We start from the raw sequence: 23,279 nt of genomic DNA, 5'->3' as shown, positions 1-23,279 counted from the left end.
CTGGCTCTAGGTCTGTTTGGTGGTTGCGGCTACAGCCGGAAATTTGCCGAGCAATGCGTCGACCAGCTTGGAAAAGCCGATGCCTTTCGACGATTTGATCATCACCACATCGCCAGGCTTCAGCGCCGACAGAAGCACCAGCTTCAGATCCTCGGCGCCGGCCCGATACTCCGTCTTGATCTCATCAGGCAGGATATCGGCCAGCGCCCGCATCTCCGGGCCGGCGAGAAAGACCGTGCGCGTGTCGGTGCCGACGATGAGATCGGCAAGTGCAGCGTGAAGCTTCGCCGAGTGGTCGCCGAGTTCGAGCATGTCGCCGAGCACTGCGATGCGCCTGCCTTCGTCCGACACCGGCGTCGCATTGAGCAGCGCCATTGCAGCGCTCATCGACGCCGGATTGGCGTTGTAGCTCTCGTCGATCAGCGTGATCGAACCCCTGGGGTGGCGCAGCACATGGCGCTTGCCGCGTCCGCGTTCGGCCGAAAGATCGGCCAGCGCCAGCGCCACCCTGGCGATGTCGGCGCCGACCAGATGCGCGGCGCCCAGCACGGCCAGTACATTTTGCACCATGTGGCGACCAGGCGCGCCGACCCTGGCGGTGATTTCCTGTCCACCGATCTTGGCGGCGATGACCGAATGATCGGCATGCAGCGCGCATTTGAGCAGTTTGAAGGTCGCACGGGCATTCTCGCCAAACCCGTAAATGTGCTCGACGCCGGCGGCTCTCGCCATCTTGTCCAGAAGCTTCCAGCGCGGATCGTCGCGGTTGAGAAGGACGGCGCCGTCCGGTTCCAGTCCCTCGAAAATCTCGGCCTTGGCCCTGGCGATCTCGTCCAGATTACGGAAGAAGCCGAGATGCGCTGCGGCGATCAGCGTGATGATGGCGACATGCGGCCGGACCATCTTGACCAGCGGCCGGATCTCGTCCGGATGGTTCATGCCGATCTCGAACACGGCGTAGTCGCAATCCGCCGGCATCCGCGCCAGCGTCAGCGGCACGCCCCAGTGGTTGTTGAAAGACTGGGGCGATGCGTGCACCTTGCCGACTGCGGACAGCACATGGCGCAGCGCTTCCTTGGTGGTGGTCTTGCCCGCCGAACCGGTCACCGCGATGATCTTGGCGTTCGAGCGCGCGCGTGCGGCCAAACCCAGCTTTTCCAACGCGGCTAGCACGTCCTGGACGACGATCATCGGTGCCGTCAGCCGCCCGAGCGACGGCAGCTTGCCCTCGGCGACGACCAGCACGCCGGCGCCGGCCTTGATGGCGGCGGTCGCGAAGTCATGGCCGTCCATCGCCTCGCCCTTGATGGCGAAGAAAGCATCGCCCGGCTCAAGGCTGCGGCTGTCGATCGAGATGCCGCTAATGCCTTCCGGCATCGGCCCGAGCGGCCGTCCGCCCATGGCGGCGACGAGATCTCCGGAGGTCCACAGCAGGCTCATGCTGCGCGCTCCTGGAGCGCGGCGCGGACTTCCTCATGGTCGGAAAAATGCAACGTCTCGGCGCCAATGGTCTGGCCTTCCTCATGCCCCTTTCCGGCCACGATCAGCGTGTCGCCGGCATGGAGCATGGCGACTGCCTCGTGGATCGCCTTGCGCCGGTCGCCGATCTCGACGGCGCCGGGTGCGGCGGCAAGGATCGCGGCGCGGATCGTTTCGGGCACTTCCGAGCGCGGATTGTCGTCGGTGACGATGACGACGTCGGCGAGCCGCGTGGCGATCTCGCCCATGATCGGACGCTTGCCCCGGTCGCGATCGCCGCCACAACCGAACACGACGATGACGCGACCGGTGGTGAACGGCCGCACCGAGGCCAAGACGTTTTCCAGCGCGTCGGGCTTGTGCGCGTAATCGACATAGACCGGCGCGCCGTTGGATGTTGTCCCGACGAGGTCGAGCCGGCCCGGCGCGCCCTTCAATTTCTCCAACGCGATCAGGGCTTTGGCGGCAGGCGTTCCAGTGGAGATGGCAAGCCCCGCCGAAACCAGGGCATTGGCTATCTGGAAATCGCCGGCCAGCGGCAGGTCGACCTCGTGAAGAACGCCATCGACTTCCACCTCGGCACGCTGACGGTGGCGCTCGTGCTCGACCCGCTTCAGTCTCAGGAACTCGCCATGACGGCCGACCGTCAGCACATTCAGCCCCGCCGCCCTCGCCGCCTGGATCGTCGGCGGCGACCATGGATCGTCGGCAAAGATCACGGCCGGCGCGCCCTTCGGCAGCAGCGCGTCGAACAGGCGCAGCTTGGCGCGATGATAGTCCTCGACCGTCGGATGATAGTCCATATGGTCGCGGCCGAGATTGGTGAAACCGCCGGCGGCAAGTTTCACGCCGTCGAGCCGGCGCTGGTCGAGCCCGTGGCTGGAGGCTTCCATCGACGCGTGGGTAACGCCGGCATCCGCCAGTTCCCTCAGCAGCCTGTGCAGATCTACCGGGTCGGGGGTGGTCAGCGAGCCATATTCGTTGCGGCCCGGCGCCACCACGCCGGTCGTGCCGATCGAAGCAGCGGCAAAGCCTGACTGCTCCCATATCTGCCTGGTGAAAGCAGCAACCGATGTCTTGCCGCTGGTGCCGGTCACCGCGACCATGGTTTGCGGCTGCCTGCCGAAGTAGCGGGCGGCACTCAGCGCCAGCGCAAGGCGCGGATCGTCGACGGCCAGAACCGGCACCGGCAGTCCAGCGACGGCGCTGCCCTTGCCGGTCACGATCGCCGCTGCGCCGCGTTTGGCGGCATCGGCGGCATAGGTCGCGCCATCCGCCTTGGTACCGGTGAGCGCGAAGAAGACCACGCCCGGTTTTACCTGGCGGGAATCCGACGAAATCCCGGTAACCTCCGTATCGAAGGAAGCTGTCCCCTCGACAGGCAGGATACCGGCTAGATCTTTCAGCTTCATCGAACCCCGTTCATCGCAACAAAATAGCGCGCAGTTGCCGGCGCGCCCTAAGAATCACTGATAGGAAACCAGCGTTGCGCCATTTTCATGGCTGAAATCTGGCTTCACGCCAAGCATGGAAGCCGAACGTCGGATGATGTTTGCAGCCATGGCGCCGGCATTCGAGGCGGCGGTCGCACCCATGCCGGGCTTTTCCGGCTTCGGTTCGTCGGCGATCGTAAGCACGATGTATTGCGGATCGTCCATCGGAAAAGCCGCGACGAAGGCGTTGAAGTTCTTGTCCTTTGAGTAGCGGCCGTTGACGACCTTCTCGGCCGTTCCCGTCTTGCCGCCGACACGGAAACCGGGAACCCTGGCGTTCCTGCCTGAGCCTTTCTCGGCATTGAGCGCGTAGAGATAGCGCATGCTCTCGGAGGTCTTGTCGCTGACCACTTTCTTGGCCACCGACATCGCCTGTTCCTGCGCACGCCTCAGGAATGTCGGCTGGATCAGATAGCCGCCATTCACCAGCGCAGCACAGCCAACCGCCGTCTGCAGCGGCGTCGTCGACACGCCGTGACCGAAGGCGATGGTGATCGAATGGACCTGTTTCCAGATTTTGGGCTCGGTCGGGCGGGCGACCTCAGGCAGTTCCGTCTGCATCTTCTCGAGGATCCCCAGGCGATGCAGGAACTCGCGGTGGCCCTCGATGCCGACCGCTTCGGCTTCCTTGGCCGAACCGATGTTGGACGAGTAGATGAACACTTCCGGCACCGACAGCACCCGAGCCTTGCCGTGAAAATCATGAATGGTCTGGCGGCCGATCCTGATCGGGCGCGAAGCGTCGAAACGGCTTTCCAGCGTCACTTTGCCGGAATCGAGTGCCATCGCGGTGGTAAAGCTCTTCAGGGTCGAGCCCATTTCGTAAAGGCCGGCCGACATGCGGTTCAAGCGGTCCTTGTCCTGCGCATTATAGGGATTGTTCGGATCGAAATCCGGGACCGAGGCCATCGCCATCACTTCGCCGGTCTTGACGTTGAGAACGACGGCGCCGGCCGCAATGGCGCGGTATTTCTCCATGCCGGCGGCGACCTCGTCACGCACGATATGCTGGACGCGCAGGTCGATCGAGAGCCGCACCGGCTTCAGATCCTTGGCCATGGCAAGGCCCGACGCCTGAAGGTCGCTCAGCCCCTGTTCGTCGATGTATTTCTCCATGCCGGAGATGCCCTGATTGTCGATGTTGGTAAGGCCGACAATGTAGGACGAGGTTTCGCCGGCCGGATAGAAGCGGCGCTTTTCGGTGCGGAAGCCGAAGCCGGGAATGCCGAGCTGCATGATGTCAGATTGTTGCTTGGGCGTCAGTTGCCGCTGCAGCCAGACGAAGCCGGCGCCGCTCTTCAGCTTGTGGTAGGTCTGCTCGTAGTCGATTTCGGGAAGCACCGTCGCCAGCCTTTCGATCGCCTCGTCGGCGTCGACGATGCGGCGCGGTTCGGCAAACAGCGACGCCGTCTTGATGTCCGTCGCCAGCACTTCCCCGTTGCGGTCGACGATGTCGGGCCGAGACGCCGTCACCCGGCTCTGTGGGCCGCCGGACAGGTCGGGATTCTGGAAACCCAGATAGACCAACCGCCCGGTGATGGTCGAATAGATGCCGAAGAACACCGCCATCGTCATCACGATGCGCGTCCTGCCCTTGCCGCCGGTCGCCTTGCGGGCGCCTTCGACCACGATCGATCCGTCTTCCGACTTGGCGCGGCCGTTCAGCAGTCTGGCAATCAAGGGAACCCTGGCGATCGATGGAAACCTGACGATCATTGGACGATGCCTCCGGTCACCACAGGATCCTTGTCACCGCTGTCGGCCATACCACCCAGCCGCTGCGACGACAGGTCCTCGATGGTGACGGGTTTTGCCGGCAGTTCGTCCAGCCCGATGATCTGGCGGGCACTGACCGGCTCGAGCTCGAGTTGCGATTTATAGATCTCGGCCAGCTTTTGCAGGCGCGACGGCTGGGTAAGCAGGCTCCAGTCCGCCTTAAGGAGATCGATCGTATCCTCCTCGTAGCGGATCTGCGCCTGGATCTTGTGCACCGCCGCCAATTGTTCCTCGGCCTCGCGCTTGGTCTTGTAGGTCAGGGCCGCAGCCGAAACCATGACGGCGATCAGGACTATGTCGCTGGTACGAAACACGTGCTCACCTCTCTCCCGGCCGGTCGACGCCGGGAAGTTTTGGGTCAGGAAGTTTTGGAAGCCCGAAAATCGAAAAATCGCCGGCGCGCGCCGGTGCGTCGGTGCGCGCCGCAGCGCGCAACCTTGCCGACCGCGCGCGCGGATTGGCTGATATCTCGGCCTCGCCGGGCGTCACGCCGCTACCCACCTTTTTGAAGGTGGCGCTGCGCGCTTGTGCCTCGGGCAGGTGCCGTGATCCGGTCGCCGCATCGGCGCGATCGGCGATGAAGCGTTTGACGATGCGGTCTTCCAGCGAGTGGAACGTCACCACGGCCAGCCGTCCGCCCGGTTTCAGCACGCGTTCAGCCGCAAACAGCGCTTTGGCCAATTCGCCGAGTTCGTCATTGACGAAAATCCGCAACGCCTGGAAGACGCGGGTCGCCGGATGGATCTTGTCCTTCGGCGCACGGCCGATATGCGTCTCGATCGCATCGGCAAGGTCGAGCGTGCGCTCGAACGGATGTTTTTGGCGACGACTTTCGATCATCCGGGCAATGCGGCCGGCATGGCGCTCTTCGCCAAGGAAGCCGAAGATGCGGGCAAGATCGCCCACTTTGAAGCTGTTGACGACGTCGGCGGCGCTCAGGCCCGCTTGCGCCATGCGCATGTCGAGCGGCCCATCGGCGCGGAACGAAAAACCGCGCTCCGCCTGGTCGATCTGCATGGAGGAGATGCCGATGTCGAGCACGACGCCGTCGGCGTTTTCGACATGCTCGTCCAATGTCGAGAACGGCGCCTGAACGAGCCTGAGCTTGCCGCCCGATTGTTGTTCCAGGACACGACCCGCAGCGATCGCATCCGGATCGCGGTCTATGGCGACGACCGAGGTGCCGCTTGCCAGAATGGCTTTGGTATAGCCGCCAGCGCCGAAAGTGCCGTCGACGATCACCTCGCCCGCTCCAGGAGCAAGCGCCTCCAGCACTTCGGCAAGGAGGACCGGAATGTGACGAGCCGGTCCGCCAGCGGCGTGAGGGTCATCGCCGTAGCCCGCCATCATTCCGGCCGCTCCCCAGGCTTCGTCCCCTGCCGAAGCTGCAAAAGCCGGGCGCGTGCTTCCGCCCCATAGACGGTGAGCCGTCCAGGTTCCCAGATCTGAAAGAAATTGCCGCGACCGACAAATGCCGCTTCCGCGGAAATGCCGGTGTGCTCGCGGATGAAGTCGGTCATCGAGATGCGGCCATCCTGATCGAGCTTGAGAAAGGTTCCATCGCCATGGCAGAAGAACGACATGTCGTCCGCCGTCTGCAAAAAGGGGTCTTCCTGCGCGATGCGCTGCTCGTAGCGGTCGAGCAGGTCGAGCCCGCCGACATCCATCGCCGGACGGTCCAGGCAGCGCAACGCATAGAGTTCCGAATAGCCGCGTTTCTGCACAACCGCGCGGAAATGCGCCGGAACGGACACTCGCCCCTTCGCATCGATCCTGTTCACCGCGCTTGACAGAAACCGGTCCATTACGCGTTACGGCCGCTTGCGCCGCCGCACCCCTCTGCATCTTCCCACCCGCACCGCCGCGGCGCGGTCCCCGTCCAAAACTCACCTCGTTGCGGGCGAAAACAGGCAAACGCACAGCCGCCGCGGCTGCCCGATTGGCGTACGCTTCACCCTGACGCGGAACGAAAGCTTGAATATTGAAATGGGATATCATGGGGCGTTATGGGCGTCAACGGGAATAGGCTTCACAAACGCGCATCACAACCGATGAGAGCAGCTTTGACGGCACTCCCGTCTTTATGCTCCATTAAGCCTAACGAAGCGTTTAGAGCTGCTTGGCCTAACCGGAGGCGGCTTGCCGCGGATCGCCACCACGCATAGCGTCGGCCTGTCCTTTCCGGTCAGAAACAAGGTTGAAACTATGTCCGAAACAACCAAGTCCCGCGCGGCGGCACTTTCCCATCTGCGTCGCGGCAGGCTTGCCAAGGGCGACCCAATTCCCCTGCCCCTAACCATGGCTGCCATTTTCCACGCACCCGGCGACGCCACCGGCTTCGATCAATATGGCCGCTTCAGCAATCCGACCTGGGACGCGGTCGAACACATGCTGGCGCATCTGGAAGATGCTCCATGCGTCGCCTTTCCCTCAGGAATGGCTGCAATCTCGGCGGTGTTTTTTGGGTTGCTCAAATCCGGCGACCGCATCCTGCTGCCCTCGGATGGCTACCACACCACGCGGGCGCTGGCGGACCGTTTCCTGAAACCGTTCGGCGTCGCCTACGACGTCCGGCCGACATCGACCTTCCTCGACGGCGGCTTCGATGGATACCGGCTGGCCTTCGTTGAAACGCCCGCCAACCCGGGACTGGATATCTGCGACATTACGGCTGTCGCCGAAGCCGTGCACAAAGCGGGCGCGATCCTGGTGGTCGACAACACGACCATGACGCCCTTCGGCCAGCGACCGCTCGATCTCGGCGCCGATATCGTTGTTGCCGCCGATACCAAGGCGCCCAATGGCCATTCCGACGTGCTGTTCGGCCATGTCGCCAGCCGGAATCCCGACATCATCGCCGCCGTATCCGGCTGGCGTGAGACCTCAGGCTCCATTCCCGGCCCGTTCGAAGCATGGCTGGTGCATCGTGGCCTCGAAACCCTGGAGGTTCGTTTCGACCGGATGTGCGATTCCGCCGAAATAATAGCGCGGCGGCTGGAGAACCATCGTGCGATCAGCGGCTTGCGCTTTCCGGGACTGGAAAGCGATCCTTCGCACAATCTTGCCCGCGCCCAGATGGAGCGCTTCGGCTTCCTCATCTCGTTCGTGCTCGCCTCGGAGGACAAGGCTGAGGATTTCATCAACAACTGCGCCTTGATGCAGGCAGCAACGTCGTTCGGAGGCATGCACACTTCGGCGGAACGGCGAGCAAAAAGAGGAGACGCCGTTCCGCCCGGTTTCGTTCGCCTGTCGGTCGGCTGTGAGCCGGTGGAAGAGCTTTGGCGGGCGATCGAGGCGTCGCTGGACGGTATCAGCGGCTGAACGGATCGATCACGAAGCCAGATCGTCGGCTTCGATATTACGTCGGCCATGCAGCACCCGCAGGATTTCGATCGAATCTTCGCCGACACGGTACAAGGTAAGATATTCGCCGACGACCAGATGGCGAATGCCAGGTGCAATGTCTTCGCGCGGCGCGCCTGAGAAAGGATAAGTCGCCAGTTGCTGCCAGCGGGCTTCGATCCGGTCGAGCAGTCGGTCTGCTGCAGCCTCGTCGTCTCGCGCGATATGAAGCCAGATCGCGATCAAATCCTCTTCTGCATTTGCAGTTCGGATGATGGGCAGCAAATTCATGCCGCGTTATCGGATTTCAATCGTCTGCGCGCTTCGGCTTTGATTTCGTCGATCGACGCAAATCGTCCCGGTCCGCTGTCGATCCCCTCCTGCACCAGCTTGCGCAACTCCTCGACCGTATAACCGTGCAGGTCGCGCCGGTCCTTCCATTGCCTGAGCGCGTCGCGGATCACCTCGCTCGCCGAAGCGTACTCGCCGGCGGCGACCACATCGTCGACCGCCGCCGCCAATTCCGGCGAAAGCGTGATGCTGCGTTTGTCGACCTGACCCATGAATGCGCTCCTGATATTGCCTGTATATGGTACGATTTAATCGCACCAACTTCAAGAAACGCTTGCTTCTCGGAGGCTCAGCAATGCTGATTCAGTCAATGAAGGGCCTGAACCAGCAGGCGCGCCCGAAGACGCAACCTGCTGATATCAGGGAATTCACAGTAGAATCTGGAAGGAATTACCAGCTGGCCTGTAAGCCGGGTTCTGTATGGCCCTCGCCCCTTGCGGCGCGAGAACGTGGCGGCCATTCATCTTGAGCGCATGTTGCCATGCGCCTCACGCAACCTACCCGGACGGTGAGCCGGAAACAGCCCTCGAGGGTTTCCCCTCGCACCGCCCCTATTCGGTCTTGCTCCCGGTGGGGTTTACCGTGCCGCTCCTGTTGCCAGTCGCGCGGTGGGCTCTTACCCCACCCTTTCACCCTTACCACGACGGATCGTGGCGGTTTGCTTTCTGTGGCACTTTCCCTAGGGTCGCCCCCGCCGGCCATTAACCGGCACCGTGTCTCCATGGAGCCCGGACTTTCCTCACCCGCAGCCTTTCGGCTTCGCGGGTGCGGCCGCCCGGCCAGCTGGCAAGGCGTATAAAGGGGTTCACGTCCGAAAACGCAAACAAAAAAGCAGTTTCCGGCTTCTTATGCCGGCGCTCCAAGCGCTGCCAACTGCACCTTGACCTTGCCGCAATAGGCCGCGGATATCGGGTTCATCCGCTTGGCGCCATGGCCGGCATTGTATTTGAGGATCGTGCCGCAGGTTGTGCCGCCGCCGAGGTTCCGCGCCATGGCGAGGTATTTCATGCCGTATTTGATGTTGGTCTCGGGATCGTAGAGACCCTTGATCGAGCCGCTGTAACCCATCATCCGCGCCGTCGAGGGCTTGATCTGCATCAGGCCGATCTCCCCGGCACTGCCGACCTGGTTCGGCTGAAAACTGCTCTCGATCATGATGACGGCCTTGGCGAGCGAGACCGGCACACCATTGTTGGCGGCATGACGCTCGATGATGGTTGAATACTGGCCACTGCCGCCAGCGGCCGCCGCCTTCGGCGCCGCCGCCCGGCTTTTCCGGCCGATCGACGCGGTCGTACTCTGGTCGATGCGGGTCCTGTTGCGCTTCACACGTCGCTTGGAGATTGCATTTTTTGCAGAGACTGCCTTTTTCACTTTTACGCCAGCTTTTTCCGTCTTTGCGGATGCTGGCTTTTTCACCTTGACCGCAGCAGCTTTTACCGCCTTTGCGGAGACTGTCCTTTTTTCCTTCGCATCTTGGCCGGCTTTCGGCGTGGCGGTTTTATCTGGTGCGGTAATGAAACCCTGGTCGGCCCGCTGGCTCAATGGAGCGCCATTCGCCGTGCTGAAGGCAAAAGTCATTACGCCGGCAGCAACAGCTGCCGTTAAAACGGTCAATTTCTGCATGGGGTCCTGTTCTGTTTGAACCACGCGAAGAACTTCACGCAGCTACGCTAACTCAACGTCGGAACATCTGCGGGGCTGTAGGTCCGACAACTTGCACGGATCGCCTTTGACGGTCGAATTAGCGGCAAAGAAGGCAAGGCAAGTCACTTTGAGTGACAGGTTGTAACTTAACGGCCAAGGGAAAGACTACTTGGACGGACCTGCCCTTACGGAAGCAAGCAGCTTTTCCAGGGTGCGGATTGTCGAACCGTCGGCCACGCCATCGACCAGACGTTGGCGGAAGTGTCGCTGAAAAGCCTCGACGACGATTTCGGTCTGCCGGTCGAAAGCGCCTGATATCTCGACGCCATAGCCGTAGAGCGCCAGCATCGATTGCAACGCCTCGACCTCGGCAGACGCATCGCCGGCCCTCAGCACCGCGCCGCGCCTGACGGATGCCGCTTCGACGAGATGGCCGACACCGGCCTCGAACAGCGTCTTCCAGGGGAATTTCTCGCCCGGATCGACCTTGCGCCCCGGCGCCACATCGGAATGGGCGAGCACCCGTTGGGCCGGAATGGAGTGGCGCTGAACAATTCCCTTGCACAGGCCGATGACGGCATCGATCTGCCGTTTCGGAAAGTTCCGATAGCCCAGCGAATGCCCCGGATTGACGATCTCGATACCGACCGAACAGGAGTTGATGTCGCTGCGTCCGAACCAGGAACTCTTGCCGGCATGCCAGGCACGGTCGCATTCCCGGACCATCTGGACGATGCGGCCGTCCTCATGGACGAGATAGTGCGACGAAACCTCGCTCGTCGGATCGCACAGCCAGGCTTCGGCGCCGGCGCCGGTCTTCATGCCGGTGTAGTGCAGCACGATCATGTCGGGTTTGGTCGTCTCGCGTCGTGGACCGAAATTCGGCGATACCCTTACCTCGGCGCTCGGCTCATCGGGCAGGAAGCCGCTCATGCGTGCCGCAGGCCTCGTTCGATCATCTCATAGGCTGCGTTGATCGCCGCTATCCTGCTCGTTGCGATCTTGATGAATTCCTGTGGCAGGCCGCGTGCGATCAGCCGGTCGGGATGGTTGTCCGAAACCAGCTTGCGATAACGCTTTCGGACCTCTTCGAACGGTTTTCCCCGTTCGATGCCAAGCACGATATAGGGGTCAGCCGCACCCAGGTCGACGTGCCGCGCCAGAATGCTCTGGTAATGCGCTTCCTCGATCCGGAAGATCTCGGCGATACGATGCAGGAACTGGCCTTCGCGCTCGTGGACCAACCCGTCGGCCTTGGCGATATGGAACAGTCCGTCGAGAATGTCCTCCAGCATCACGCAGTTCGAATGACCGGAGCCGCAAAGCTGCGCCATGCGTTCGGCATAGGTCTCAAATCCGGCAATGTCGCGCTTGGCCAAATCGTAGAGCCGCGCTACGTTTCGCGTCTGCTCCTTCGGCACTTCGAATATCTGCTGGAAGGCGCGCACCTCGTCCTGCGTGACGATGCCGTCGGCTTTGGCCATCTTGGCCGACAGCGCGATCATCGCCACCGAGAAGGCGACGCGCCGGCGCAGATCCGGATCGCCGGAGAAAACCGTGCGCACGGCCTCGACCACGTCGGCGACACCCGACGAGGTTGAGGACGAAACGCGCGTGATGAAGTCGCCGAGGCGATCCCAAATCGACATGGGCACTTATTAGGGCTAACCGGGCACCGCTATCAAGCGAAGACAATGCCGCAGGGCCGGCTAACCGATTTCGCGGGATGCCTGACGCGCGTGTCTCGAAAACAGATGCTAGGAAGGCCGGCATGATGCCGGCCTTCCCAAATCTTCAGCCAGCTAATCTACTGCGCCGGCGCAGGAGCAGGCTCTGCCGGAGCCGGCTCGGCCGGCTTCGTGGCGTCAGGGGCCGGCTGCATCGGCTGCTCGTTTGCCGGCGGATTGGTGCTCTGCGTGGTGGTGGCGTCCCCGCCCGTGCCGCTGTCGCTGCAAGCAGCAACGCCGAGCAGGGCAAGCGCCGAAACCGACGCAAGAACGAGTTTCTTCATGATATCTCTCCTCTAATCACGCCCCCGCTAACGGTGACGATCGAGGAGAGAATGCATCAGACGGCTATGAGTTTCGTAACGTTGCATTTCCGCATGTAACATCATCTGCTTTTGCCGTTGCCGGGGAAGCCATGGCGAACTAACACCAGGCTACTGGGAAATTAACACATTGAATCAATAAAATGCCTGGGAGAGCTGACGTGATCGCCAAATGGGACTTCTGGATCGACCGCGGCGGCACCTTTACCGATGTCATCGGCCGTGACCCGCAGGGCAGGCTGCACCCACGCAAACTGCTGTCCGAGAATCCTGAAGCCTATGCCGACGCCGCCATCCAGGGCATTCGCGATCTGCTCGGACTAAAATCCGGCGCTCCGATCCCGTCCCGCCTGATCGGCGACGTGAAGATGGGCACCACGGTTGCCACCAACGCGCTTCTGGAGCGCAAGGGCGACCGTGTTCTACTGCTCATCACCAGAGGGTTTCGCGACGCGCTGAGGATCGCCTATCAGGCGCGGCCCGACATCTTCGCCAAGGAGATCATCCTTCCGGAGCAACTCTACGAACGCGTCATCGAGGTCGACGAACGCGTGCGCGCCGACGGCAATGTCGAACGGCTGCTCGACATTGCCGCCTGCCGGCCGGCCATTGAGCAGGCCAAGGCCGACGGCATCGATGCCGTGGCGATCGTCTTCATGCATGCCTGGAAATATCCCGACCACGAAAAGGCGGTGGCAAAAGTCTGCAGAAAACTGGGGTTTTCGCAGATTTCGGTCAGTCACGAGGTCTCGCCACTTATCAAGCTGGTTGGCCGCGGCGACACCACCGTGGTCGACGCCTATCTGTCGCCGATTTTGTCGAGATATGTGCAGAAGGTGGCGGAAGAACTGGGCGTCCTCTCCCCCCTCGAGGGGGAGATGGCTGCGCAGCAGCCAGAGGGGGTCGCCCAAGGCAGCGCGAGGCGTCAAGGAACGTCGAACCCAGTCGAGCCGACCCCACCCGGCGGCTCCGCCGCCACCCTCCCCTCAAGGGGGAGGGAAAGCCCCCGTCTCATGTTCATGATGTCATCCGGCGGCCTCACGGCCGCCGACATGTTCCAGGGCAAGGACGCGTTGTTATCAGGCCCGGCCGGCGGCGTCGTCGGCATGGTCGAGACCGCAAGACTCGCCGGCTTCGACAAAGTTATCGGCTTCGACATGGGCGGCACGTCGACGGACGTGGCCCATTATGACGGCGACTATGAGCGCGCTTTCGACACCGAAGTTGCCGGCGTGCGCATCCGCGCTCCGATGATGCGCATCCACACCGTCGCGGCCGGCGGCGGCTCGATCCTGCATTACGAGGCCGGCCGTTTCCGCGCCGGCCCGGATTCGGCCGGCGCCAATCCCGGCCCGGCCGCGTACCGGCGCGGCGGCCCGCTGGCCGTCACCGACGCCAATGTCATGCTGGGCAAGCTGCAACCCGACTTCTTCCCGGCGATCTTCGGCCCCGGCCAGAATGAGCCGCTCGATGTTGAGACCGTGCGGGTGAAATTCGCGGCGCTCGCCGCCGAAATCGGCGATGGCCGGCCGCCGGAAGCGGTCGCCGAAGGCTTCGTCACCATCGCCGTGGAAAACATGGCAAACGCCATCAAGAAGATCTCGGTACAGCGCGGCTACGACGTCACTGAATACCTCCTGAACTGCTTCGGCGGCGCCGGCGGCCAGCACGCTTGCCTCGTTGCCGATGCGCTCGGCATGGAGGCGGTGCTGATCCATCCCTTTTCCGGCCTGCTTTCGGCCTATGGCATTGGCTTGTCCTCGGTCTTTGCCTCCCGCCAGCAGGCGCTGCTCAAGCCTCTTGCCGAAGAGTCCCGAACCGAGATCGGCAACCTCATTGCCAGCTTGAGAAAGGCCGTCATCGCCGAACTCTCGGTGCAAGGCATCGCCGAGGACGCTGTTGCCGCGAAGCCGGTGCTGCATATTCGCTATGACGGCACCGACACGACACTGCCGGTGAATTTCGAGGGAGATTCGATTTTCCAGGCCAGACGTGATTTCGAAATCGCCCACAAGGCGCAATTCGGCTTCGTTTATGACGACAAGCCGATGATCGTCGAGACGGTCGGCGTCGAAGGCACCGACACCGGCGGCGCCGGCCGCGACGAAAGTGATTCAGAAACCGAAGATCTCACGTTAAACCCTTCGCAGACCCGCAAAATCTTCGCCGAGGGCGCCTGGCGGGATGCCGGCATCTTCCGCCGCGAGACGCTCAAACCAGGGCACAAGATTGCCGGCCCTGGCCTGATCATCGAACCGAACCAGACCATCGTCGTCGAGCCGGGCTGGCAGGCCGAGATCACTGCCAAGAACCATGTGCTCCTGCGCCGCATTGAGAAAAAGCACCGGCAGGCGGCGCTCGGCACCGGTCTCTCCGGGAAGATGGGGGCCGATCCGGTCATGCTGGAGGTGTTCAACAACCTGTTCATGTCGATCGCCGAGCAGATGGGCGTCACGCTGCAGAACACCGCTTATTCCGTCAACATCAAGGAACGGCTGGATTTCTCCTGCGCCGTCTTCGACCGGAACGGGGCGCTGGTCGCCAACGCGCCGCACATGCCGGTGCATCTCGGCTCCATGGACCGTTCGGTCGAGACCATCATCCGGCTCAACTCCGGCGACATCCACCCCGGCGACGTCTTTGCCCTCAACGCACCCTACAATGGCGGCACGCATCTGCCTGATATCACGGTGGTGACGCCGGTTTTTGCAAGCGCTGACCTAATCTCCTCCCTTAAGGGGGAGATGGCCGCAAACCGGCCAGAGGGGGTCCTCTCAGGAGGCACCTCAACAACGTCGAGCACTGCCGCGGCGACCCCCTCCGGCGGCTTCGCCACCACCTCCCCCTCGAGGGGGGAGGAAATCCTTTTCTACGTCGCCTCGCGCGGCCACCACGCCGACATCGGGGGCACGGCGCCCGGGTCGATGACGCCGCTCGCCACCACGGTCGATGAGGAAGGCGTGCTGTTCGACAATTTCCGCATCGTCGATCGCGGCCGGTTCCGCGAGAAGGAACTGGAGACGCTGCTCACCGATCACCCCTACCCGGCGCGCAACCCGCACCAGAACATCGCCGACCTCAAGGCGCAGATCGCCGCCAACGAAAAGGGCGTTGCCGAGCTGCGCAAGATGGTCGCGCATTTCGGCCTTGGCGTCGTCGAGGCCTATATGGGCCATGTGCAGGACAATGCGGCCGAAAGCGTGCGCCGCGTGCTGGAGCGGTTGCCCGACAGCTCCGTATACGAGTATCCAACCGACACCGGCCAGATCATCAAGGTGAAGATATCGGTCGACCGGCAAAAGCGTGAGGCGACCGTCGACTTCACCGGCACGTCGCCAGTCATGAAGAACAATTTCAACGCCCCCGAGCCGGTCGCCCGCGCAGCCGTGCTCTATGTCTTCCGCGTCATGGTCGAGGACATGATCCCGATGAATGCCGGGTGTCTCCGCCCGATCAACATCGTCATCCCCGATGGTTCGATGCTGAAGCCCGCTTACCCTGCTGCCGTCGTCGCCGGCAATGTCGAGACCTCCCAACATGTCACCAATGCGCTGCTCGGCGCCATGGGCGCGATGGCCAACGCGCAAGGCACGATGAACAACCTCACCTTCGGCAACAAGCAGTACCAGTATTACGAGACGATCTGCTCCGGCTCGCCGGCAGGCCGGATGAACTCGGGCCGCGGCTTTTCCGGCACGTCCGGCGTCCACACCCACATGACCAATTCGCGCCTCACCGACCCGGAAGTGCTGGAACTGCGTTTTCCCGTCCTGCTCGAGGATTTCCACATCCGAGAAGGCTCCGGCGGCAAGGGCAGATGGAGTGCCGGCGACGGCACCAAGCGCACCATCCGCTTCCTCGAAAAAATGGAATGCGCCATCCTGTCCTCGCATCGCAACCGCCCACCGCAAGGCCTCGACGGCGGCGGCGATGGCGAAGTTGGCTCGACCAAGGTCCGCCGCAAGGATGGCCTCGTCGAGGTCCTGAAAGCTTGCGACCAGACGGTGCTGGAGGCCGGTGACGCCATCATCGTGACGACACCGACGCCGGGCGGATTTGGCGAGGCCTGAGCCAGCTTCAACAGGTTGTCACCGGCCTGTCATGACCCTGCGCTACCCGCTTGCGGCAAAGCAAACGGGGAATCGCCTTGCCATGACGGACATTTCCGGAGAACTGGTTTTTCGCCGCGGCAAGGAAGTTGGCAAAGCCGTCTACCAGAACCGCCCATTGTCGAAGGCCGGCCTCTCCGAACGGCTCTTCGCCTTGCTGTTTTCCGGCCTTGTCTATCCGCAAATATGGGAAGACCCCGATGTCGACATGGAGGCGATGCAGCTTGGCCGGGGCCACCGCATCGTCACCATCGCCTCTGGCGGCTGCAACATCCTCGCCTATCTCACCCGGTCGCCCGAGAGGATCGATGCCGTCGATCTCAACGCCGCCCATATCGCGCTGAACCGCATGAAACTCGAAGCGGTGCGCCATCTGCCCTCGCAGGGCGACCTGTTCCGTTTCTTCGGCGCCGCCGAGACCCGTCACAATTCGCAAGCCTACGACCGCTTCATCGCGCCGCATCTCGACCCGGTCAGCCGCCATTATTGGGAACATCGCAACTGGCGCCGGCGTCGGCGCATCGCCGTCTTCGACCGCAATTTCTACCAGACCGGCCTGCTCGGCCTGTTCATCGCCATGGGCCACCGCACCGCCAAATTCTTCGGCGTCGATCCGGCCGGCATCATGCAGGCTAAAAGCCTTGCCGACCAGCGCCGTTTCTTCAATGAGGAGCTGGCGCCGGTCTTCGAAAAGCCGCTGCTGAAATGGGCTACCTCGCGAAAAGCCTCGCTGTTCGGGCTCGGCATTCCGCCGGCGCAGTACGATTCGCTGATCACCTCGGGCGACGGCACCATGGCCAGCGTACTGAAAGCCCGGCTCGAAAAGCTCGCCTGCGATTTTCCGCTGGAGAACAACTATTTCGCCTGGCAGGCTTTTGCCCGCCGCTATCCAAATCCCGGCGAGGCGGCGCTGCCGGCCTATCTCGAGAAGCGCAACTACGAGACGATCCGCAACAATGTCGACAGCGTCGCCATTCACCATGCCAACCTGATCGAATTCCTCGCCGGCAAGGACGCCGGTTCGGTCGACCGCTTCGTCCTCCTCGACGCGCAGGACTGGATGACCGACGACCAGCTCAATGCGCTGTGGGCCGAGATCACCCGCACCGCGTCCACTCATGCCCGCGTCATCTTCCGCACCGCTGCCGAACCCAGCCTGTTGCCGGGCAGGGTCTCGAATTCGCTGCTCGACCAGTGGAACTATGCGGACGAAGCGTCGCGCGAATTCTCGGCCCGCGACCGTTCGGCCATCTATGGCGGTTTCCACCTTTATGTGAAGCAGGCCGCATGAGCACGACCGAACTGCCGGCCAGGCACGCCGAACCGCCGGCCGGGCACGGCAAACCGCCGGCCGGGCATGCCGAGCTGATGGACGGCGTCTATCGCTGGCAGCGTCATTTCTACGATCTGACCCGCAAATATTACCTACTCGGTCGCGACCGGCTTATCGCAGGGTTGGATGTACCCGCTGGCGGCACCGTGCTCGAACTTGGTTGCGGCACCGGCCGCAATATCGTGCTTGCCGCCCGACGCTATCCCGGCGCCCGCTTCTTCGGTCTCGATATTTCTGCCGAAATGCTGGAAACGGCCACTGCTGCCATGGCCCGCGAGGGCCTGTCCGGCCGCGTCAAGCTGGCGCGCGGCGACGCCACCGATTTCGACGCGAAAGCGTTGTTCGGCGTTGAGGATTTCAATCGCATATTCGTGTCATATTCGCTGTCGATGATCCCCAGTTGGGAGAAGACGATTTCAGCGGCACTTGCAGCCCTGTCACCCGGCGGCTCGCTGCACGTCGTCGATTTCGGCCAGCAGGAGGCCCTGCCCGGCTGGTTCCGCACACTGCTGCGCGGCTGGCTGAGAAAATTCCACGTCGAGCCGCGTGAAGCGCTGCGCGACGTCCTGGAATCGGAATCTGCAAAAGTCGGCGCAACCCTTCGGTTTAGAACGCTTTATCGCGGCTACGCCTGGCTGGCCGTGGTCGGGCAGCGCAGCTAGTCAGGATGTGTTGAAATTCAGATCAGGCCGAGCCGGAGTCGAAGACGGGCAGCTTCGCGCGTCAGGAGCGGACATTGCCATCCACCTCGCCACGCTCTTCACGAGAACGAACTTTGAATCGGATTAGACTAGACCTGGCGAACGCCTCTTGTGTCTTCCGGGCGCGAGAGGCCAACGCAAACCCCTCTTGACTCGTCCGGGCTCCCGGTGCGGTCGCGCCATTTGCAAACATCGGCTCTCCAACAGCGCCGGGGATTCTTGGCGATTGCAATGCAACTCAACCAGATGTTGCGACTTGCCAGACGGAGCAGCTGGAAATTTCTCCTGCCCTCCTTCTACAAAACGCGAGAGCAAGCCATGATGGGCTGGTCGTATTCATCGCGAGACCGCTATCCCCAGGAGAAGCGAAGCGGCCAAATGCGTAACCGGGTGACAAAGTTCTGGCGCTCGCTTTCTGCCGGCGGCCTCGTCGTCGGCACGCTATTCTTCGTAGCTTCTCTTACGCCGACCCTTGTTCCTCGAACCTATCTGGCCCAGGGCCTGCTCTCCGGGGCATGTTTCGCGGCCGGATACGGCATCGGAGTCGCGTGGCGCTGGCTGTGGGCCTATATGGAGCTTCCGGAACCGCGTGAGCGGTTCCTGCTTGCTCTCAAGATCGCCGTCGCGGCCATTTGCGCAGCAATCGCCATCTTGTTTTTATGGTGGGCAGCGGAATGGCAAAATTCAATCCGTCAACTGATGCTCCTCGAACCCGTGACGAGCGCGCATCCGCTTGAAGTCTGCGTCATCGCGATCGTCACGTTCCTGATGCTCATCGCGCTGGCCCGGCTCTTCAAACGCATCTCCCGTTTGATTTCAGAAAGGTCGGGCCGCTTCGTCCCCGCAGGGTTTCGAACGTGATCGGTTTCACTGTCGCGATACTATTGTTCTGGGCGGTCGCAAATGGCGTGCTCGTCCGCTACGCGCTCTACGTCGCCGATTCGTCCTTCGCAACGTTTGATGCCCTCGTCGAACCGGATCGAGCGCAGCCAACACCTCCGCTCAAGACCGGCAGTGCCGCCTCCCTCGTCAGCTGGAAAGAACTTGGACGGGCAGGACGAGAGTTCATCGCGACGGGACCTACCGCTAGCGAGATAAGCACGTTCACGCAAAAGGATGCGCGCGAACCTCTCCGGGTCTATGTGGGGCTTCGGGCGGCCGACACTGCCGAAGAGAGGGCGCAACTTGCCCTTGAGGAATCAAAGCGCGTCGGGGCCTTCGAACGCTCCGTACTGGTCGTCATCACGCCTACCGGAAGTGGCTGGATCGATCCCGCCTCGATGGATACGGTTGAATACCTCCATAATGGCGACGTGGCGAGTGTTGCCCAGCAGTACTCCTATCTGTCGAGCCCGCTATCGTTGCTGGTCGAGCCGGAATACGGCTCGGAAGCAGCAAGGGCTTTGTTTGCCGCAGTTTATGAATACTGGACGACGCTTCCCCACGACAGGCGGCCCAAACTCTATCTGCATGGCCTGAGCCTCGGAGCGATGAACTCCGAGAGATCGGTGGAGCTTTTCGAGATCCTTGGTGACCCTGTCCAAGGCGCGCTGTGGAGCGGTCCGCCCTTTGAGAGCAGAATTTGGCGCCGCATGACGGAGCATCGCAATGCCGGTACGCCCGCTTGGTTGCCGCGGTTCCGGAACGGTTCGTTCGTCCGCTTCATGAACCAGAATGGCGAGACCGGTCTGGCGGACGCGCCTTGGGGTCCCATGCGCATTGTCTACCTCCAATATGCCAGCGATGCGATTACGTTTTTCGATTATCGCGACTTCTATCGTCGTCCCGAGTGGATGGACGCTCCACGCGGCCCAGACGTCTCGCCGGAACTGCGGTGGTATCCGGTGGTATCGATGCTACAGTTGGCCTTTGACATGGCCGTCGCGACCAATGCGCCGATGGGCTATGGTCATGTCTTTGCGCCCGAACACTACGTCGACGCGTGGCTCGCGGTGACCGATCCGCAGGGCTGGTCTGCCGACCAGATCGCGCGATTGAAGCAGTATCTTGCCGCTCGCGGCAGGATGTGATCGCTGCCTGCCACGACTGCGTTATGCGAGCGGGTTGCTTACGAAAGTCTACACATTGGCATTCGACTTTGGCTTTCCACACGACATAGGAGATCCTCATCATGTCGGACAAACCTAAAAAGGGCCTCGATCGCCGGGATGTAATTGTAGCATCTATTGCCTCTGTAGGCGCGGCGGCCGTCTTCGCGGCCAATGCTGGTTCTGCGAACGCCCAGGACTCATCTGCTTCATCTGTTAGCCCGATACCGGGTGCGTCATCAGCAACGGTCTATACCGGCGATGTGATCCAGGGGAAAAAAGTCGTCAGCGTGCTCGACGTCAAGGACCTGGAGCCCGGCAAGAAGCATTTTTTGTATTTTCAGGGCGCGCAGATGCCCACCGGACAGCACTGGCATGTGTCTGTGACGGTCGCTAGCGGGGCAAAGCCGGGCAAGCGCGCCGTCCTGGTCAGTGGTGTGCATGGTGACGAGATGAGTTCTGTGCATACGGTCCAGACCGTGATGAACCAACTTGATCCGGCGGAGATGTCGGGCACGGTGATGGCGGTCACGGACGTGTCCCGTCCAGCCATGGAAAGCATGCAGCGCAGATGGCCCAATTCTGGCAGGGGCATTGACCTGATCGACATGAACAGGGAATGGCCCGGCAACGAGAACGGTGCCAGTGCGGCCAGCCGCCACGCCGGTCTCCTGTTCAACCGGCTCCTCCGGCCGAACGCTGACGTGGCAATCGACTTCCATACCGGGACGACCGGATTCGATGCCTCCGCATTCAACATTGGCGACATGGATGTGCCCGAGATCAAGGCGATGCTGGAACTTTATCCAGTGGGCCAGATCTTCGACAATCCTGTGTACCCAAGTGTCCTTCATAACGCGTTTGTCGCCGCGGGTATCCCATCCTTTTGTCCGGAGGTTGGTGCTGCGCGTATCCTCGACCTTGAGATGATTCCCCTGTTCGTTGAAGGCACGATGAACGTCCTCAAGCATCATGGCATCCTTGCCGGGCCAATGGGGCGCACAGGCAAGGATGTGAATGTTTTCGTCGGCAACAGCGCGTTCCCGATCCTGGCAACCCAGGCCGGGTTCGTCGAGCATCTGGTCAAGCTGAACGACAAGGTCGGAGCCGGACAGAAAGTGGCCATTCAGCGTAACAGCTTCGGCGAGGTGGTTGCGGAGTACACCAGCAGCGTAGCTGGAGAGGTGGCGGGTCTGCGCAGCGATACGACGGCCGAGGCCGGCAATACCTTGGTATTTGTCCTTTTCCACAGGGCGGCCGAGGGCGTCGAGACTTATCCCGAGTAGTTCACACCCTGCCGAGGGGCTTAGGTGACCCTAATGCAGCGCCTTCACCAGCGCAGCCACCATGACCTGCGGCCGGTAGCCGAGCTTGGCTGGCGTCAGGCCGAGCCGCACCACCACCAACTGCTCGGAGGGGACGATGGCGACCGTCTGCCCGTCATGCCCTTCCATCCAATAGGTATCTCCAGGCAGACCCGCAGCAATGCCGGTGCCGGGGCTCTCCTCGTCGCCCGGCCCCTCGATCCACAACTGGCCCCTGCTGTAGACTTTTGAGGCCGGTGCTGCTTCCCGCATCCAGCCGACGAAACCGGCAGGCAGGATCTCCTGGCCTTTCCAGACACCATCCTGCAGCAGAAACTGGCCGAAACGCGCCCAGTCGCGAGCCGTGGCATAGAGATAGGACGAGCCGACGAACGTCCCGTTTTCGTCGACCTCGAACACCGCGCTCTGCATGCCGAGCGGCTCGAACAGTGCAACCCTTGGCCACGCCAGCGCCTTGTTATTGTCGCCGATTGCATCCTGCCACAGCCGCGACAACATCACCGCCGTGCCGCTCGAATAGGAGAACATTTTGCCGACCTCGCCGGTCAGCGGCTTGGCTGCGGCAAAGCGCGCCATATCAGGCTCGAGATAGAGCATCCGCGTCACGTCGGCGACGTCGCCATAGTCCTCGTTGAACTCCAGCCCGCTCGACATCGCCATCATGTCGGCGAGACTGATGGCGGTGCGGCCATCTGCTTTCCAGGGTCCGAACAGCCCCTGGTTCGTCATCGCCATCTTGCCGGCTTTCACCACGGTGCCGACGATCGCAGCGTTCACCGACTTGGTCATCGACCAGCCGAGCAAGGGTGTCTTTTCGGAAAAGCCGCTGCCATAACGCTCGGCGACGATGCGCCCGTTCTTGACCACCACCACCGCGCGCATGCCGGTGCCTGCCAGCGCCGGATCGTCGAGGATATCAGCGATTTCAGGATCCTGCGAGGCATCGACCCTGTCACCGTCCGGCCAGAGCGCGTCCAGCGGCGGTGCCGGCGTCCACGCCGGCCGGGCGACTGCTTCGGCCGCAGCGGTGTCGCCATCCGGAACCAAGGTGCAGCCGAGACCGTCGCGAGCGACCGCGACGCTCTTGCCGAACACGCCGAACAGCCCAGCCGAGACCGTGCCCTGCTCCTTCTCGACGGAGATCCTCATCAGCCGCAGCAGCGGATGGCCGGGCGCCTGCACGTCGACGGCGAGCACCTCATTGGCATCGCGTCCGGCGATAAAGACATTCGAGCAGACGATCTTGGCCGTGTAGCCCGAGCCGACGCGGATCAGTTCCGGCGGGGCCAAATACAGCCAGGCGGCCAGTGCTGTGACTGCCAGCACAGCCAGCCCGAGCAGCCATTTCACCAGCCTTAGAACAATCTGCATTTTTCCGACTCCCCCGGAAGCTCATCTATGTCATTGATTTGCCGCCATTGCTTCGGCAAAATCGCGGCTCCTGTCGTGCGCCGTGAACGGAATATCAACCATGATCGGCGATCACTGATGCTTGTCGCCCAAAAGTGCTCAGCGGTTTTGGGATAACGACATGCAGGAAACAAAGATTAAAAAGCGCGTCGAAGAGGCGCGCTTTAAAAATAGAAGCGGTCCTGTGGGGAGATCGCTTGGGGGTATGGTCGAGG

The 23,279-nt window shown here is 62.2% G+C and carries 18 protein-coding genes, 1 other RNA gene and 1 pseudogene; 6 read left to right on the top strand and 14 right to left on the bottom strand.

Going from position 1 to position 23,279, the window contains the following annotated elements; genetic code table 11:
- Positions 1-6: 6 nt before the first annotated feature.
- From AC0L26_RS18350 to mraZ, 6 genes are read right to left on the bottom strand one after another with little or no spacing between them, the layout of a single operon-like run.
- On the bottom strand, positions 7-1,440 hold the full coding sequence (locus tag AC0L26_RS18350) for a UDP-N-acetylmuramoylalanyl-D-glutamyl-2,6-diaminopimelate--D-alanyl-D-alanine ligase (RefSeq protein ID WP_473633817.1): 1,434 nt from the start codon (positions 1,438-1,440) through the stop codon (positions 7-9).
- Positions 1,437-2,891, bottom strand: a complete 1,455-nt coding sequence (locus tag AC0L26_RS18345; RefSeq protein WP_473633816.1) for a UDP-N-acetylmuramoyl-L-alanyl-D-glutamate--2,6-diaminopimelate ligase — start codon at positions 2,889-2,891, stop codon at positions 1,437-1,439. The genes AC0L26_RS18350 and AC0L26_RS18345 overlap by 4 nt, the downstream gene beginning before the upstream one ends.
- A gap of 54 nt (positions 2,892-2,945) precedes the next feature.
- Positions 2,946-4,688 carry a peptidoglycan D,D-transpeptidase FtsI family protein gene (locus tag AC0L26_RS18340; protein ID WP_473633815.1) on the bottom strand — a complete coding sequence of 581 codons (1,743 nt, stop codon included), beginning with the start codon at positions 4,686-4,688 and terminating at the stop codon, positions 2,946-2,948.
- Positions 4,685-5,062 (bottom strand): cell division protein FtsL, encoded by a 378-nt coding sequence (gene ftsL, locus AC0L26_RS18335; protein ID WP_352936830.1) that lies wholly within the window; start codon positions 5,060-5,062, stop codon positions 4,685-4,687. Before ftsL ends, AC0L26_RS18340 begins: the two co-directional genes overlap by 4 nt.
- 4 nt (positions 5,063-5,066) lie before the next feature.
- The gene (gene rsmH / locus AC0L26_RS18330) at positions 5,067-6,098 is read right to left on the bottom strand and encodes a 16S rRNA (cytosine(1402)-N(4))-methyltransferase RsmH (RefSeq protein ID WP_473633814.1); all 1,032 of its coding nucleotides are present in this window, start codon (positions 6,096-6,098) and stop codon (positions 5,067-5,069) included.
- Entirely contained in the window at positions 6,095-6,553 is a 459-nt protein-coding gene (mraZ, locus tag AC0L26_RS18325) for a division/cell wall cluster transcriptional repressor MraZ (protein ID WP_473633813.1), read from the bottom strand. Before mraZ ends, rsmH begins: the two co-directional genes overlap by 4 nt.
- 400 nt (positions 6,554-6,953) lie before the next feature.
- On the opposite strand from mraZ, the gene AC0L26_RS18320 reads away from it, so the two are divergent.
- Entirely contained in the window at positions 6,954-8,069 is a 1,116-nt protein-coding gene (locus tag AC0L26_RS18320) for a cystathionine gamma-lyase (protein ID WP_473633812.1), read from the top strand.
- Positions 8,070-8,078: 9 nt separating this feature from the next.
- Here AC0L26_RS18320 and AC0L26_RS18315 read toward each other — a convergent pair whose 3' ends face one another.
- The 7 genes from AC0L26_RS18315 to AC0L26_RS18285 all read right to left on the bottom strand — a co-directional run bounded on the left by AC0L26_RS18315 (position 8,079) and on the right by AC0L26_RS18285 (position 12,099).
- Entirely contained in the window at positions 8,079-8,381 is a 303-nt protein-coding gene (locus AC0L26_RS18315) for a type II toxin-antitoxin system RelE/ParE family toxin (RefSeq protein WP_473633811.1), read from the bottom strand.
- A complete protein-coding gene (locus tag AC0L26_RS18310) occupies positions 8,378-8,653 on the bottom strand; it encodes a type II toxin-antitoxin system ParD family antitoxin (protein ID WP_123151966.1) in 276 nt (91 codons plus the stop codon). The genes AC0L26_RS18315 and AC0L26_RS18310 overlap by 4 nt, the downstream gene beginning before the upstream one ends.
- Before the next feature lie 177 nt (positions 8,654-8,830).
- Positions 8,831-9,228: RNase P RNA component class A (rnpB, locus tag AC0L26_RS18305), an RNA gene on the bottom strand.
- Positions 9,229-9,287: 59 nt separating this feature from the next.
- Positions 9,288-10,067, bottom strand: coding sequence for a lytic transglycosylase domain-containing protein (locus AC0L26_RS18300; protein ID WP_473633810.1), 780 nt, complete (start codon positions 10,065-10,067; stop codon positions 9,288-9,290).
- A 186-nt stretch (positions 10,068-10,253) separates the two neighbouring features.
- Entirely contained in the window at positions 10,254-11,021 is a 768-nt protein-coding gene (locus tag AC0L26_RS18295; protein WP_473633809.1) for an N-acetylmuramoyl-L-alanine amidase, read from the bottom strand.
- Positions 11,018-11,737 (bottom strand): TerB family tellurite resistance protein, encoded by a 720-nt coding sequence (locus AC0L26_RS18290; RefSeq protein ID WP_473633808.1) that lies wholly within the window; start codon positions 11,735-11,737, stop codon positions 11,018-11,020. Before AC0L26_RS18290 ends, AC0L26_RS18295 begins: the two co-directional genes overlap by 4 nt.
- A gap of 158 nt (positions 11,738-11,895) precedes the next feature.
- Positions 11,896-12,099 (bottom strand): hypothetical protein, encoded by a 204-nt coding sequence (locus AC0L26_RS18285; RefSeq protein WP_473633807.1) that lies wholly within the window; start codon positions 12,097-12,099, stop codon positions 11,896-11,898.
- 200 nt (positions 12,100-12,299) lie between these two features.
- On the opposite strand from AC0L26_RS18285, the gene AC0L26_RS18280 reads away from it, so the two are divergent.
- The 5 genes and pseudogenes from AC0L26_RS18280 (at position 12,300) to AC0L26_RS18260 (ending at position 21,615) form a co-directional block, all read left to right on the top strand.
- Complete coding sequence (locus AC0L26_RS18280) at positions 12,300-16,208, top strand: hydantoinase B/oxoprolinase family protein (RefSeq protein WP_473633806.1); 3,909 nt, start codon at positions 12,300-12,302, stop codon at positions 16,206-16,208.
- A 31-nt stretch (positions 16,209-16,239) separates the two neighbouring features.
- On the top strand, positions 16,240-17,538 hold the full coding sequence (locus AC0L26_RS18275; protein WP_473633805.1) for a BtaA family protein: 1,299 nt from the start codon (positions 16,240-16,242) through the stop codon (positions 17,536-17,538).
- On the top strand, positions 17,535-18,242 hold the full coding sequence (locus tag AC0L26_RS18270) for a class I SAM-dependent methyltransferase (RefSeq protein ID WP_473633804.1): 708 nt from the start codon (positions 17,535-17,537) through the stop codon (positions 18,240-18,242). The genes AC0L26_RS18275 and AC0L26_RS18270 overlap by 4 nt, the downstream gene beginning before the upstream one ends.
- 417 nt (positions 18,243-18,659) lie before the next feature.
- Positions 18,660-20,311, top strand: a pseudogene (locus AC0L26_RS18265) (alpha/beta hydrolase).
- A 101-nt stretch (positions 20,312-20,412) separates the two neighbouring features.
- Positions 20,413-21,615 carry a M14 family metallopeptidase gene (locus tag AC0L26_RS18260; RefSeq protein ID WP_473633803.1) on the top strand — a complete coding sequence of 401 codons (1,203 nt, stop codon included), beginning with the start codon at positions 20,413-20,415 and terminating at the stop codon, positions 21,613-21,615.
- A gap of 30 nt (positions 21,616-21,645) precedes the next feature.
- On the opposite strand, the gene AC0L26_RS18255 is transcribed toward AC0L26_RS18260, so the two are convergent.
- A complete protein-coding gene (locus AC0L26_RS18255) occupies positions 21,646-23,025 on the bottom strand; it encodes a serine hydrolase domain-containing protein (RefSeq protein ID WP_473633802.1) in 1,380 nt (459 codons plus the stop codon).
- Positions 23,026-23,279 lie beyond the last annotated feature (254 nt).

The organism is Mesorhizobium sp. WSM4823 (assembly GCF_055811195.1).
The sequence above is the reverse complement of the archived record's forward strand: the minus strand, read 5'-3'. Positions and strand labels throughout refer to the sequence as shown.

Coding starts and splice junctions, on each gene's coding strand:
- AC0L26_RS18340 (WP_473633815.1), bottom strand. CDS start 4,688: ATGATCGTCAGGTTTCCATCGATCGCCAGGGTTCCCTTGATTGCCAGA.
- mraZ (WP_473633813.1), bottom strand. CDS start 6,553: ATGGACCGGTTTCTGTCAAGCGCGGTGAACAGGATCGATGCGAAGGGG.
- AC0L26_RS18315 (WP_473633811.1), bottom strand. CDS start 8,381: ATGAATTTGCTGCCCATCATCCGAACTGCAAATGCAGAAGAGGATTTG.
- AC0L26_RS18260 (WP_473633803.1), top strand. CDS start 20,413: ATGTCGGACAAACCTAAAAAGGGCCTCGATCGCCGGGATGTAATTGTA.
- AC0L26_RS18310 (WP_123151966.1), bottom strand. CDS start 8,653: ATGGGTCAGGTCGACAAACGCAGCATCACGCTTTCGCCGGAATTGGCG.
- AC0L26_RS18345 (WP_473633816.1), bottom strand. CDS start 2,891: ATGAAGCTGAAAGATCTAGCCGGTATCCTGCCTGTCGAGGGGACAGCT.
- AC0L26_RS18300 (WP_473633810.1), bottom strand. CDS start 10,067: ATGCAGAAATTGACCGTTTTAACGGCAGCTGTTGCTGCCGGCGTAATG.
- AC0L26_RS18285 (WP_473633807.1), bottom strand. CDS start 12,099: ATGAAGAAACTCGTTCTTGCGTCGGTTTCGGCGCTTGCCCTGCTCGGC.
- AC0L26_RS18275 (WP_473633805.1), top strand. CDS start 16,240: ATGACCCTGCGCTACCCGCTTGCGGCAAAGCAAACGGGGAATCGCCTT.
- rsmH (WP_473633814.1), bottom strand. CDS start 6,098: ATGATGGCGGGCTACGGCGATGACCCTCACGCCGCTGGCGGACCGGCT.
- AC0L26_RS18270 (WP_473633804.1), top strand. CDS start 17,535: ATGAGCACGACCGAACTGCCGGCCAGGCACGCCGAACCGCCGGCCGGG.
- AC0L26_RS18295 (WP_473633809.1), bottom strand. CDS start 11,021: ATGAGCGGCTTCCTGCCCGATGAGCCGAGCGCCGAGGTAAGGGTATCG.
- AC0L26_RS18255 (WP_473633802.1), bottom strand. CDS start 23,025: ATGCAGATTGTTCTAAGGCTGGTGAAATGGCTGCTCGGGCTGGCTGTG.
- AC0L26_RS18350 (WP_473633817.1), bottom strand. CDS start 1,440: ATGAGCCTGCTGTGGACCTCCGGAGATCTCGTCGCCGCCATGGGCGGA.
- AC0L26_RS18290 (WP_473633808.1), bottom strand. CDS start 11,737: ATGTCGATTTGGGATCGCCTCGGCGACTTCATCACGCGCGTTTCGTCC.
- AC0L26_RS18320 (WP_473633812.1), top strand. CDS start 6,954: ATGTCCGAAACAACCAAGTCCCGCGCGGCGGCACTTTCCCATCTGCGT.